The 13363-nt window shown below is 62.6% G+C and carries 12 protein-coding genes; 6 read left to right on the top strand and 6 right to left on the bottom strand.

Going from position 1 to position 13363, the window contains the following annotated elements; genetic code table 11:
• Window position 1: 1 nt before the first annotated feature.
• The 3 genes from P3T21_RS18085 (at window position 2) to P3T21_RS18075 (ending at window position 2657) form a co-directional block, all read left to right on the top strand.
• Window positions 2-439 carry an SRPBCC family protein gene (locus tag P3T21_RS18085; protein WP_429257309.1) on the top strand — a complete coding sequence of 146 codons (438 nt, stop codon included), beginning with the start codon at window positions 2-4 and terminating at the stop codon, window positions 437-439.
• 239 nt (window positions 440-678) lie between these two features.
• The gene (locus P3T21_RS18080; protein WP_429257308.1) at window positions 679-2169 is read left to right on the top strand and encodes a diguanylate cyclase domain-containing protein; all 1491 of its coding nucleotides are present in this window, start codon (window positions 679-681) and stop codon (window positions 2167-2169) included.
• 86 nt (window positions 2170-2255) lie between these two features.
• Complete coding sequence (locus P3T21_RS18075; RefSeq protein WP_429257307.1) at window positions 2256-2657, top strand: VOC family protein; 402 nt, start codon at window positions 2256-2258, stop codon at window positions 2655-2657.
• Window positions 2658-2736: 79 nt separating this feature from the next.
• On the opposite strand, the gene P3T21_RS18070 is transcribed toward P3T21_RS18075, so the two are convergent.
• Complete coding sequence (locus P3T21_RS18070) at window positions 2737-3717, bottom strand: AraC family transcriptional regulator (protein WP_429257306.1); 981 nt, start codon at window positions 3715-3717, stop codon at window positions 2737-2739.
• Between the two features lie 242 nt (window positions 3718-3959).
• On the opposite strand from P3T21_RS18070, the gene P3T21_RS18065 reads away from it, so the two are divergent.
• Both P3T21_RS18065 and P3T21_RS18060 read left to right on the top strand, forming a co-directional pair.
• Window positions 3960-5012 carry an NAD(P)-dependent alcohol dehydrogenase gene (locus P3T21_RS18065; RefSeq protein ID WP_429257305.1) on the top strand — a complete coding sequence of 351 codons (1053 nt, stop codon included), beginning with the start codon at window positions 3960-3962 and terminating at the stop codon, window positions 5010-5012.
• Between the two features lie 328 nt (window positions 5013-5340).
• Window positions 5341-6306, top strand: a complete 966-nt coding sequence (locus P3T21_RS18060) for a LysR substrate-binding domain-containing protein (RefSeq protein ID WP_429257304.1) — start codon at window positions 5341-5343, stop codon at window positions 6304-6306.
• Between the two features lie 124 nt (window positions 6307-6430).
• Here the strand turns inward: P3T21_RS18060 and zwf are convergent, their stop codons facing one another.
• From zwf to P3T21_RS18035, 5 genes are all read right to left on the bottom strand, one after another.
• Complete coding sequence (zwf, locus tag P3T21_RS18055) at window positions 6431-7906, bottom strand: glucose-6-phosphate dehydrogenase (protein ID WP_429257303.1); 1476 nt, start codon at window positions 7904-7906, stop codon at window positions 6431-6433.
• Between the two features lie 166 nt (window positions 7907-8072).
• Window positions 8073-8996, bottom strand: coding sequence for a bifunctional Delta(1)-pyrroline-2-carboxylate/Delta(1)-piperideine-2-carboxylate reductase (gene lhpI, locus P3T21_RS18050; RefSeq protein ID WP_429257302.1), 924 nt, complete (start codon window positions 8994-8996; stop codon window positions 8073-8075).
• Between the two features lie 37 nt (window positions 8997-9033).
• Entirely contained in the window at window positions 9034-10041 is a 1008-nt protein-coding gene (lhpH, locus tag P3T21_RS18045) for a trans-3-hydroxy-L-proline dehydratase (protein ID WP_429257301.1), read from the bottom strand.
• A 96-nt stretch (window positions 10042-10137) separates the two neighbouring features.
• The gene (locus tag P3T21_RS18040) at window positions 10138-11241 is read right to left on the bottom strand and encodes a potassium channel family protein (protein ID WP_429257300.1); all 1104 of its coding nucleotides are present in this window, start codon (window positions 11239-11241) and stop codon (window positions 10138-10140) included.
• Between the two features lie 144 nt (window positions 11242-11385).
• Window positions 11386-12030, bottom strand: a complete 645-nt coding sequence (locus P3T21_RS18035; RefSeq protein ID WP_429257299.1) for a C39 family peptidase — start codon at window positions 12028-12030, stop codon at window positions 11386-11388.
• Window positions 12031-12195: 165 nt separating this feature from the next.
• Between P3T21_RS18035 and P3T21_RS18030 the strand changes: the two genes are divergently transcribed.
• Window positions 12196-13326, top strand: a complete 1131-nt coding sequence (locus P3T21_RS18030) for a porin (RefSeq protein WP_429257298.1) — start codon at window positions 12196-12198, stop codon at window positions 13324-13326.
• The last annotated feature ends 37 nt before the right edge of the window (window positions 13327-13363 follow it).

The following is a 13363-nucleotide window of genomic DNA, read 5'->3' as shown; positions in this document are numbered from 1 at the left end:
CATGAACACCTCCACTACTGCCACGCGCTCGCTGGTCGTCGAGCGCCAGATACCCCACCCGCCGGAAAAGGTCTGGCGCGCCCTGACGCAAAGCCACCTCATCGAAGACTGGTTGATGCAGAACGATTTTCGACCGGTTGTCGGCCATAGCTTCACGCTTCGCGCCACGCCCATGGCGCACTGGAACGGCGTCACCGATTGCGAAGTGCTGGCTGTCGAACCTGAAAGGCTTCTTTCCTACAGCTGGAATTCGTCCGGCGAAGAGGCCGGACGATTGACCACCGTCGTCACCTTCACGCTGAGCGCAACGAACGGCGGCACGCATCTGCGGATGGAGCAGTCCGGCTTCTCGCCCGACAATGAGCAAAACTATCAGGGCGCCCGTTACGGCTGGCAAAAATTCCTCGGCGAACTGGAGCGGGTGGTCACCGGGCTCTGAAACGTTGAATGACTGCCGTGGCGCGTGGTCGCCCGGCAGTGCCTGCCCGTCGCGCATATCCGGCGCCTCGCACTGCGTGGACCGATCACGCAATGACCTCAGCCAAACCCCGGCCAGCACGGCCTGCACGCCCTTTCGCCGGGCCTGCGGCTGCACCGCAAACTGAAACCCCACTACCCTGCTTTCTGGCGACTCCGAACTCGTCTTAAAATAGTCGCACTATCGACTACGGATGCGTCATGCCGGATAACCTCAGTATGCAAGGTGGATTGCGCGACCGCCCGCTCGTCAGCGACGACACCGAAATGTTCGAACTGGCGCCGGTCTCGCTGTGGCTCGAGGATTTCAGCGGCGTGCAGGCGCTGCTCGAAGAATGGAAGGCAGGAGGCGTCACTAACCTGCGCGCGTTTTTCGCGGAAGATATCTCGCGCGTGGCGCAGTGCTCGTCGCGCATCCGGGTCGTCAAGGTCAACCGGCGGACATTGACGCAATTCGAGGCTGCGGACCTGAGCGTGCTGACCGACAACCTCGGCAGCGTGTTTCGCGACGACATGCTGAAAACCCACATCGAAGAGTTGTGCCAGCTGTGGGACGGCCAGACGCACTTCGTCAGCAAGACGGTCAATTACACGCTCGGCGGCCGGCGGCTCGATGTGCTCGTGAAAGGCAACGTCTTGCCGGGTCATGAGGCGCGCCTCGACCGCGTGCTCGTTGCCGTCGAAGACATTACCGAACTCGAAGGCGCGCGGCACCGTATCGTTGAAGGCGAACTGTATGCGCGCGGGCTGTTCGAACATTCGCCGGTGTCGCTGTGGGTCGAGGATTTCAGCGCGGTCAAACGTCTGCTCGATGGGGCACGCGCGGCGGGTATTGTCGATTTCCGCGTGTTCACCGATGCGCATCCTGAGTTCGTCGAGCGCTGCATGCAGGAAATTCACGTGATCGACGTGAACCAGCACACGCTCGACATGTTTTCGGCGCCCGACAAGAAAACGCTGCTCGCGCGCCTGCAGGACGTGTTCCGCGACGACATGCGCCCGCATTTTCGCGAGCAGCTGATCGACCTGTGGGATAACAAGCTGTTCCAGCAGCGCGAAGTGCTCAACTATTCGCTGGAAGGCAACGAACTGCACGTGCATCTGCAGTTCTCCGTGCTGCCTGGCCACGAACGCAACTGGGACCTCGTGCTCGTCGCGCTGACGGATATCACCGCGCGCAAGAAGGCGGAGGCGTATCTCGAATTCCTCGGCGAGCACGACGTGCTGACGAAGCTGCGCAACCGGTCGTTCTATGTAGATGAACTGAACCGTCTCGAACGCAAGGGTCCGTTCCCCGTGACGGTCATCATGGCAGACCTTAACGGCCTGAAGCGCGTCAACGACCAGCTCGGCCACGCAGCCGGCGATGCGTTGCTGCGCCGCGCGGGCGAAGTACTCGCGAAAGCGCTCGAAACGCCGTTTCACGCAGCACGTATCGGCGGCGACGAATTCGCGATCCTGTTACCGGGCACCGACGAACGCGGCGGCACAGCGATGATCGAAACGATCCGGCAACTCGTCGAGCTGAATAACCAGTTCTATCCGGGCTCGACGCTGAGTTTCTCGATGGGCGCGGCGACGTGCCAGCAGAGCGAGCGACTCGAAGCCGCAGTGCAGCGCGCCGATCTGTTGATGTACGAAGAGAAACGCGCGCACTATGCAATCCAGGTGAGCAATATGGGTAATGCCTGAGCGGTGAGCCAGTTGTCGAATCATGCTGGTACCGGTGTTACCTGCTTGCAATTGCCCCGCGCCCCGACCACAGGAAGTCAATCCATATGCTGTCCCACGTGTTTATCGGCATCACTCAATTTGACCGCGCGTTCAGCTTCTATTCCGCGCTCATGGGTGAACTCGACCTGCACCTGAAGTTTCGCGACGATGCAAGGCCTTGGGCCGGCTGGGTGTCCGCCGACGCACCACGTCCGCTCTTTCTGATCGGCGCGCCGTACGATGGTCAGCCTGCGACGTGCGGCAACGGCGCGATGATCGCCCTGCTTGCGAAAGATCGCGCGACGGTTGATCGCGCGCACGCCGTCGCGCTTGCGCATGGCGGTGTCTGCGAAGGACCGCCCGGTTTGCGGCCTGAGTATCACGCGCACTACTACGGCGCCTACTTTCGCGATTCCGAAGGCAACAAGCTGTGCGTCTGCTGTCATGATGCGCCCGCGCTGACGTAGGCGTTTATCCGGGCAAAACGGGGTAAAACGCGCGCTCAAGGCGTCGCGTTACAGGTGCAGCTGCGTAACGTGATGCGCCCTACGCCGCCGTCACATGGCGCATAGCCGGCGGCGGCACACGCGGCGGCGGAACATCGAAGGTCGTGCGCACGCGTCGCACTTCTTCAATCGGACTGCAGCCAAACAGCCGCTTGAACTCACGGCTGAACTGCGACGCGCTTTCATACCCGACGCGTGCCGCCGCCGCGCCCGCGTTCAGATTGTCCTGCACCATCAGCAGACGCGCGTGATGCAGGCGTGTCGCCTTCACGTACTGCATCGGCGACGTCGACGTAACCTGCTTGAACTGAGCATGAAACACCGCGAGGCTCATGCCGGCTTCGCGCGCGAGCATGTCGACGTCGAGATCGCCCTGGTAATCCGCGTGGATCAGCCGGAGCGCTTTCGCGATGCGGCCAAAATGATGCTGATGTGTCAACGCTGCGCGCAGCGCGTCGCCCTGCTCGCTTTTCAGCACGCGATAGAAAATCTCCCGCACGATCGACGGCCCGAGAATGCGCGCGTCGAGCGGCGACACAAGCGCTTCCAGCAGACGCAGCACCGCGTCGCTCAACGGCTGGTCGAGCGCAGTCGAATAAATCCCTTTCGGTTCGATCTGCTGCGTGCCGCGCGTATCGTTCAACGCCATCAGCAGCTCGGCGATCGTCGTCAGATCCACGCGAATCTTGATCGCCAGCAACGGCTCTTCTTCGCTGGCCTCCGTCTCGCTCTCGAACGGCAGCGGTACCGACAGCACGAGGAACTGCTGCGCGTCGTAGACGAATACATCGTCGCCGAGATAGCCGCGCTTGCGCCCCTGGCACACGATTACGACGCACGGTTCGTACATCACCGGCATACGCGGAATCGGCCGGTTCGAACGCATGAAGCTCACGCCTTCGAGGCATGAGTGCGTGTAGCCCTCCGCGGGCGCGAGCGTGCCGAGCAGCCCGACCATGTGCTTCTGCGCGGGGCTGATAAATCCGCCGCAGGTGGCGGTTGCCGGTTGGGTCATGTCCATGACGGTGCCTGTTGGGGTCAGTCTGGCGGGTTCGATGCCCGTCAGGAGGATAAGGCTTGAAATCTAGCACCATTCCACGGGCAATGTGCGCGTCCAGGAGAATCAGGCAAACCTTCAAGATAATCAGGTCTATCCCCGAGTGACGGCGAGTCCTACGATGGGAACCCTGCCGGCACGCCCGGCACCGCATCCGCGTTCCCCACGACATTCGCTGTCGCACACTCATTTTTGCTGGAGGTCCCGTGAACAAGACTCATGCCTACGCCGCACTCGACGCCACATCGAAGCTCGCCCCGTTCGAACTTCAGCGGCGCGCCTTGCGCGACCATGACGTCCAGATGGACGTGCTGTTTTGCGGGGTGTGCCACTCCGACCTGCATACGGCGCGCAATGAATGGAAGAACACCGTCTACCCAGCCGTTCCCGGCCACGAGATCGTCGGCCGCGTGACAGCGGTGGGTCCGCAGGTGTCGAACTACAAGGTCGGCGATCTGGTTGGCGTCGGCTGCCTCGTCGATTCGTGCCGCACGTGCCCGAGTTGCAAGGAAGGCCTCGAACAGTATTGCGAAGTCGGCTTTGTCGGCACGTATAACGGTCAGGATCGTGAGACCGGCGAGTACACCTACGGCGGCTATTCGACGGCGATCGTCGTCGATGAAGCCTTCGTGCTGAGCGTACCGAAGAACCTTGATCCTGCCGGTGTCGCGCCGTTGCTTTGTGCAGGCATTACCACGTATTCACCGCTGCGCCAGTGGGGCGCGGGCCCCGGCAAGAAGGTCGGCATCGTGGGCCTGGGCGGCCTCGGCCACATGGGCGTGAAGATCGCGCATGCGATGGGCGCACACGTCGTGCTGTTCACGACATCGACTTCGAAAGTGGAAGACGCGAAGCGTCTCGGCGCAGATGAAGTGGTGATCTCGAAGAACCCGGAAGAAATGGCAGCGCATGCGAACAGCTTCGATTTCATCCTCAACACGGTGGCCGCGCAGCACGACCTGAACCCGTTCATCAACCTGCTTAAGCGCGACGGCACGATGACGCTGGTCGGCGCACCGGAGCACGATCATCCGTCGCCGCAGGTGTTCAACCTGATCTTCAAGCGCCGGCGTCTTGCGGGTTCGCTGATCGGCGGCATCGCGGAAACGCAGGAGATGCTCGACTTCTGCGGCGAGCACGGCATCACGTCGGACATCGAGATGATTCCGATGCAGAAGATCAACGACGCGTATGAACGTATGCTGAAGAGCGATGTGAAATATCGCTTTGTGATCGATATGGATTCGCTGCGGCAGTAACGCGACAGCTTTGTTGTTCAGAGGCCGCGCGGGGATGTTCCGCGCGGCCTGATTCGTTTGCCGATCGTTTTTTGCCGTGCTGTCGTTCGTTATTGCTCGCTGCTTCGCTCTTCTGATCGACGCGATGAATGTATATCGCGGCGACGTCTTGAACACCTCAACGCTGTTTCTCCTGAATCCAGGAGAAACAGGCAAATCGTTCAGAGCCTCTGCCATTCCCTGAATGGATGCTGGACCTTACGATATAAACACTGCCGGACCATCCGCATTGCGTCACACGGCTGGCCTTTGGCACGTCTCTAGTCCGTCCTTGACCAGGAGATTGTCCGTGATCGATCGTATTCAGGCGATGCGTACTTTTATCCGTATCGTCGATACCAACAGCTTTACCCGCGCGGCCCAGTCGCTTGACATCCCGCGCGCCACTGTCACCACGATTGTCCAGAACCTCGAAGCGCTGCTCGGCGTACAACTGCTCGTGCGCACGACGCGGCGACTCAGCCTCACCGTCGAAGGCGCGGCCTATTACGAACGTTGTGCGCAGATCCTTGCCGACATCGACGAAATGGAAGCGAGCCTGCATCAGGCAACCGACAGACTCAGCGGCCGTCTGCGCGTCGAGATGCCAGGCGCGGTAGCAACCGCGCTCGTGCTGCCCGCGCTCGATGATTTCCATACGCGCTATCCGAATGTCGATCTTACGATCGGTGTGAGCAATCGCGCGGTGGATCTCGTCGGCGAGGCCGTGGATTGCAGCATCCAGCTCGGCGAATTGCCGGATTCGGGTCTGGCCGCGCGTCGGCTTGGCACGATCGAGCACGTCACGTGCGCGAGCCCTGCGTATCTCGAACGCTACGGCATGCCGGTGAGCCTCGATGAATTCGACAACCACGTCGCGGTCAATTGCATGTCGGCGCATAGCGGCCGCGCGGTGGATTTCGATTTCGAGGTCGGCGGCAAGGCACTCAACGTGAAGGTCAACGGCTTCGTGAAGGTGACCGACGAGCAGGCGTATCTGACCTGCGGCCTGCGTGGACTCGGCATGATCCAGCCCGCACGGATCGCCGCGCAGCCGTATCTCGACTCCGGCCAGTTGCGCGAAGTCCTGCCGCAATGGAAGCCGACGCCGATGCCCGTTTCAGTGGCGTATGTGAAGAACCGTCAGGTGTCGCCGCGCGTGCGTGCGTTCGTCGACTGGCTCGCGGAGCTTTTCGAGCGCACGGAGCACGTGAGCCAGGATATGTCCCGCGTCCGGCAGCTGTTGCGCGGTCTGCACCCGGACGAGGTTAGATGAAGGACGCGAGGTGGCCGCGAACGGCGGCTCACCTGGAGCGCCAATAACGTTGCATGAGCGGGGGGAGACAAAGAACCAGCCACTGGACCGTTGCACACGCAAACAGTCCAGCGTTTGCCTCACGTTACGACTCTTCCGACCACGCGTTATTTTCACGCGCCATCAACGCCGACGATGAAGCCGGCCCGAACGTCCCTGCCGTGTAGTTACGCGGCTTGTCGCCCGAACGTTTCCAGCCTTCGATAATCGGCTCCACCCATGCCCACGCCGCTTCGAGTTCATCGCGTCGCATGAAGTGCGTGAGGCGTCCGCGGATCACATCGATCAGGAGACGCTCATACGCTTCCGCGCGACGTTCGGTGAAGGCCTGCTCCAGATCGAGATTCAGGTTCACCGGCAGCATTTTCAGACCGCTACCCGGTTCTTTCGCAAGCATCTGCAACTGGATCGACTCGGCCGGCTGCAGCTGGATCACGAGCCGGTTGCCGTAATTGCGCGGCCCGGCCGGAATGATCGAGAACGGCAGATCGGCGAACTCGATGACGATCTCCGACACCTTCTTCTGCATCCGCTTGCCGGTGCGCAGGTAAAACGGCACATTCGCCCAGCGCCAGTTGTTGATATGCGCACGCAATGCGACGAAGGTTTCCGCGCGGCTGTCGGCCGGCACGTTGTCTTCCTGCAGATAGCCCTTCACCGGTTCCCCACCCACCGCGCCCGCGGTGTACTGGCCACGCACCGTATCGCGTGCGATGTCTTCGTCGGTCATGCGACGCAGCGAGCGCAGCACCTTCAACTTTTCGTCGCGCACCGCATCCGGGTCGAGCGATACCGGCGGCTCCATGGCCACAATGCACAGTAGCTGCAGCAAGTGGTTCTGCACCATGTCGCGCAGTGCGCCGGTTTCGTCGTAGAAGCCCGCGCGACTGCCCACGCCGACGTTCTCGGCCACGGTGATCTGCACGCTCTTGATATACGGCGCCTGCCACAGCGGCCCGAAAATCGCGTTGCCGAAGCGCAGCACCATCAGGTTCTGGACGGTTTCCTTGCCGAGATAATGGTCGATACGATAGATCTGCGTTTCCGCGAAATGCTGCCCGACCGAGTTGTTGATCGCCTGCGCCGAAGCCAGATCATGACCCAGCGGCTTTTCGAGCACGACGCGCGAATGTTCGTCGACAAGGCCGACGGCTGCGAGGTTGTCGCAGATCGTCGTGAACAGATTCGGTGCGGTCGCGAGATAGAACACGCGACGCACGCCCGGACGCGAGGCTTCCGCGAGACGCGCGTAGTCGGCGGCCGAATCGACGTCGATGCGCACGTATTCGAACAGCGCCAGGAATTTGTCCCACGACGCCGCGTCGAGCGCCTTATGTTCGACGAACGGCTTCGAATGTTCTTCCATGAACGCGAGGTATTCGTCACGCGTCCAGTTCTTGCGGCCGATCGCCAGGATGCGCGTACCGGCAGGCAGGTTGCAGTGCTGATGCGCCATGTACAGCGCAGGCAACAGCTTGCGGGCCGACAGATCGCCGCCGCCCCCGAAGATGATCATGTCGAGCGGCAAGTCGGGCAAGGCCTGGGTAGTCTGGGTCGTCATAGCGCAGTTGCACCAGTAAGAATGTCTGTCAGAGCCGGAAAAAGCGCAGCGTACCGGGCGTTTTTTCGCGAACGCCTATGGTGCAACGTTTTGAGATTGTTTGCACGCGCGGCGCGCGGCCCGTGGTCGGGGATCCACGGTTCGCACGGGCGTGCTGAATGTTTTGTCAGCCGGCACTTAACGCGGCATGCGCCACGCGGCAGGCGGCCAGATCCCACGCCGCGCAGCCCACTGTCTTGAACACGATGGGCGTTCTGCTCGCCATCGGTGAAACCGTCGCGCGCAGTACGGAAGCGATGGCCGTCACCGCGCCCCACTCCACGCCAGCCTGGATGAAATCGCCGGCTTCGTGTTTCGCGCCCGCGAGATCGTCGACGAACAGCGTGCTGCCGAGCACCGTGCGCGCGCCGATTTCGACCGCATCCGGCGTAAAGGCGCCGACGCCAATGACGAGCCGGTCCGCGCGCGGCGCCTCGTCGTAGACGGCCTGCCTGCTGGTGGTCAGCGTGATCACGACATCGACGGAATCCGGCACCTCGCCGTCCGCCAGTGGCTGCACCCGCGGCGCCGCGGCGCGATGCGCGTCGCAGAAGGCCTGCGTACGCGGGGGCGAACTGCCGCGCACGCGGATGAGCGCGTCCGGGAACAGCTCGGTGATCGCTTCCAGATGATTCGCCGACTGCGTGCCCGCGCCGATCAGCAGAATGTCGCGCGGCGCGGCCGGCAGAAACGTCTGGATGCCGAGCATCGTCATCGCGGCCGTACGGCGGCCGGTGACCGTCGGGCCGTCGAGGATAAAGCGCGTCTCGCCCGTGTCCGCGTCGCTCGCCATGACCTGACCGTGGATGGTCGGCAGCCCGCGGTCGCGGTTGGCCGGACACACGCTCACGAGTTTGTGAATCGCGAGGTCGGGTGCGGTGGCCGGCATCGACAGCATCACACCGCCCGCGTTCAGCGGCACAACAAGCCGCTCAGGGCTGACGATACGGCCCTGCGCGTAATCGGATGCAGCCGTCTTCAGCGCATCGACGAGCGATGCGTAAGGCGTAAGCCGCGCGGTTTCAGCGGCGTCGAAAATGCGGGTCGTCATGCGGGATTGTTCCTTTGCATCGGTGCGTGCGGCGCGCTCAGCGCACCAGGAAACCGTAGGTCAGCGGGTCGCGTTCGTCGATGATCCAGTTCGCGAAGCCGCAGATGTACGCCTCGCCAGCAATCTCCGGAATCACGGCATCAAAGCGGTCGAGTTTCGTTTCTGCGAGCACACGTCCGCGAAAAATCGTGCCGATCACCGATTCGTTGACGAGCGTCTCATCCTTGCCCAGCTGGCCGCGCAGATAGAGTTGCGCGACGCGTCCGCCCGTGCCGGAGCCGGTCGGCGAGCGATCCACTTCGCGATCCGCGAATACGCAGCAGTTCGCCTGCGTCGAACTCGCGTGACGCGGTTCGTTATCGATGATCGTGCCGTAGATGTGGTTGATTTCGGGGATATGCGGATGCTCGACCTTGAATGCATCGTTCGCCGCGCGCTTCACTTCCGCGCCGAACTGGATCAGCCGCTCGACTTCCGCTTCACGCACGGCCAGCCCGAACGGCTTGCCCGACGTGTAGAAATAAAACGCGCCGCCGAACGCGATATCGCCGGTGACTTCGCCGAATGACGGCGTGGTCACGGTCACGTCGCGCTGCCAGATGAACGACGGCACGTTGACAAAGCGCACGCCGCCCGCGTGATCGCCGTCCCATTCGACGAATGCCTCGATGAAGCCGCATGGCGCGTCGATGCCGACGCGCGTTTCCGGCTCCGTGCGTTCGATCCAACCGAGCGAGACGGCTGCTGTCGCGAGTGCGATCACGCCGTGACCGCAGTGATCGCTGTAGCCCTCGTTGTGAACGAAGATGATGCCGAAGTCAGCGCCTTCGCTGACCGGCTCGGTCAGATAGCCGCCGTACATGTCCGCGTGGCCGCGCGGCTCGAACATCAGCGCGCGACGTAGCGGTTCGCCATGTTCCTTGAGCCACGTACGGCGCTCGACGATGGTCTTGCCGGGAATTTTGGGCAGTCCGCTTGTGACGATCCGGAACGGTTCGCCGCCGGTATGGACTTCAACGGTGCTGATCACGCGATTCAACTTCATGATGCGACGGCACTCCTCTTTGCGATCAACGCCTGTCCAGCTGTCATCCTGTTCTCCTCCATGCTGTTATATCGATGCGCTATAGAACCTGTTGCTTCAACCCTTCGAATCGCCCGGCGGGCGGTTCGACTGGATCACGAACAGCAGATCGCCGGCCTCGATCGGACACGGCGGATCTTCGTAAAAAGAGCGCACACGCCCATCGCGCGCGAGACCGATCACCAGCGCGCCGGGTACGGCGTTGCTCGGGCAGCCGACCTCGTGCGGTGCTGCGACCCGCTCCACCAGATTCACCCGGCCCCGCGACGACAGCAGATCGTTGACGAACGGCACGATGTAAGTACTCTCCACCGCGTCGGCCATCAGCAGACCGCCGATCTTCGTCGACGAAATGATGACGTCAGCGCCCGCCTGACGCAATTGCCGCTGGAAAGTCTGCTCCTGGATGCGCACGACGATCTTCGTTTCCGGCGCCACGCTGCGCACGGTTAGCGTCAGCAGGATCGCGGTCGCGTCTTCCTGCACCGCGATGATGACGGCTTTCGCGAGACGCGTCTGCACCTGCTGCAGCAGATCTTCGCGCGACGGATCGCCGAGCAGCCCGGCCACACCGAGCGCGGCCGCAGCTTCGAGCGCGGATTGCTGTGGATCGATCACGACGATCGAATCCGGATCGACGCCGCTTTCGAGCAGTTCGCGCACCGCCACCGATCCGCTCAACCCGAAGCCGCACACGACGATGTGATCGCGCAACTGTCTTTGCAGGCGTTTCATGCGGTATTCCTCGATGACGCGTTGAATGACGAACTGGTACGCGGTGCCCAGAAAGACAAACCAGATGATGATACGGATCGGCACGACGAAGAAGGCATCGATGAGCCGCGCGCGGGCAGTGACGGGCACGATGTCGCCGTAGCCGACCGTCGCGACGGTGACCATCGTGAAGTACATCAGATCGACGATGCTGAGCGCTTCCTTCGTGGCTTCCCTGGTGGCATCGCGCAGCCCGTCGCGATCGAGATACAGCGCGGCGAACGCAAGCAGGCACAGGCCGGTGACGAGGTAGAGCCGCTGCAGGAGCATCCGTTGTGGCGATGCGGCCGGACGCGTGAACAGCGTGCGGGCGCGCGGCGCCTGCCACGGGAGGCGGGCGCGGCGCGACAAACGGAAACGGGACGGCTTGCGTCGCTCTTCAGACACCCGGCGCTCCAGAACAGGGGACACCGGATTCTACGACGACTGCTGGCTCAAACGGCGAACCCGGGGCCGGATCGGCATCGCGCGCCGCAGGAAATCGCCCACAACGGCCGCCGCACCAGCCTGCGCTAATCAGCGCGTGCGTCCTCAGGCCGGACCGGGGCGTGTGAGCGTCAACCCGCGCCCGGCATAGAACCGCTTCATGGTATCGAACGGCAGATACGCATCCGCCTGATAGGGCGCCACGCCCGACGGGTTGTGGAACCACACGCCACGGTCATCGCGCCCGTGCAGCAAAATCAGATGACCGCCGCGCGTTTCGTTCGGTCGATCCGGATAGCGGATTTCCGGACTCACCGACACAATCGCCAGCGTATCGGCATCGAGACGCGACGCGATCTCTTCGATCCCGGCTTCCGGCAGCACCTCTGTCCGCAGTCCGAACGCCTCTGCCATCCACTGCGCAAACGCCCGGTAAATCAATCCGTCAACGCCGCCATCGTTGCGCATTCGATACACCCCGCGGCGCAATGCCTCGTCCAGCAGCGCCGCGCGCGACGCGTGGTCAATTCCCCAGAAGTCCAGCGCGGATTCGAGGCACGTGAGCCCGCAGAGCCGCTTCGCCCAGAAGCGGTAACGCGCCGGTTCGGTAAAGCCAGTGCGGCTCCACGCAGGGTCGTCGCAGGGATCGGCGTTGTCCTCGACAATCGCGCGCACCCATTCCGGACTGCCCCATTGCGTGTAATACGGCACATCGAAATGGCGTAGTACCGGCATTGATTCCTGCTTCATTCGTCTGATTCCCGTTATTCAATAGCGGATTACCCGATATTAATCCGCTGCCGTTATTGCTCTAAGATCCCGGCCCGGATCACGGGCACGGGCGCGCGGCCACAAGCGGCGCTGCCCACCCGCCATCCACAGGCTAAACGTAAATAAATAACCGCAGGGAACCGCATGAAAATCATTAAAACCGCTGGCGTGCTGGGTGGCGCAGTCATTGCTCTCGCTTCACAACAGGCTTTCGCACAAAGCTCCGTCACGCTGTATGGCGTCGCGGACGTGAGCGTCCGGTATCTGACGAACGCCAATGCGAATAACGATAACCGCCTGTACATGACGAACGGCGCTGTCACGAACAGCCGCTGGGGCGTGAAAGGCACCGAAGACCTCGGTGGCGGCCTGAAGGCGATCTTCCGCCTCGAAAGTGGTATCAACCTGCAGGACGGCTCGTTCGCGGACAGCGGTCGTATGTTCAATCGCGCGGCCTATGTCGGCCTCGACAGCAAATACGGCACGGTCACGCTGGGTCGCCAGAAGACGCCGCTCTTCGACATCCTCGCCGATGTCTACGATCCGCTGACGGTCGGCAACTATTTCGAAAACGCGTGGCTGCCTGTAGCGCTCGGCGCGGGCCTCTATGCAGACAACGCGATCAAGTACGCGGGCACGTTCGGGGGTCTGAGCGTCGAAGCCATGTATTCGTTCGGCACGAACTACGAGTCGACGGGCCCTGGCGGCTTCTCCGGTCAGATTCCGGGCCATCTGGGCGCGGGCAACATGTACGGCCTGACGGTTTCGTATGTGATGGGGCCGCTCAGCGTGGCCGCCGGCGCCCAGCAGAACAGCGATAACTCGAACCACAAGCAGACCGTCTTCAACGCGAACATGGTCTACGCGTTCAGCACGACGAAGGTGTATGTCGGCTACCTGCATTCGAAGGACGACACGGGCTTCGTCGACAGCGTCCTCGCACAGCAGCCGCTGGTGCCTGGCGTCGATATCGTGAAGGGCTCCGGCCGCAAGGATGACGGCCCGTTCGCCGGTGTGACATGGCAGGCAACGCCAGCGCTCGCGCTGACGGGCGCGGCCTACTACGACCACATGAAGGACGCGGCCATCGGCGGCGGCCAGGTCGGCAGCGGCAACCGCTACACGTTCGTCGCACTGGCCGAATATGCGCTGTCGAAGCGCACGGAAGTCTACGGTACGGTCGACTTCAACAAGGTGTCGGGCGCCGCCGACGTCGAATTGCCGGGTCGCAGCAACCAGACCGGCGTTGCGATCGGTCTGCGCAACATCTTCTGATGGGCGCCGCGGCGCGCGCGTGCAGTTGCGGCGTGCG

Origin of the sequence: Paraburkholderia sp. GAS334 (assembly GCF_050436625.1) — a bacterium.
In the GTDB taxonomy this organism is placed as follows: domain Bacteria; phylum Pseudomonadota; class Gammaproteobacteria; order Burkholderiales; family Burkholderiaceae; genus Paraburkholderia.
This window is presented reverse-complemented; position numbering and strand designations above follow the sequence as displayed.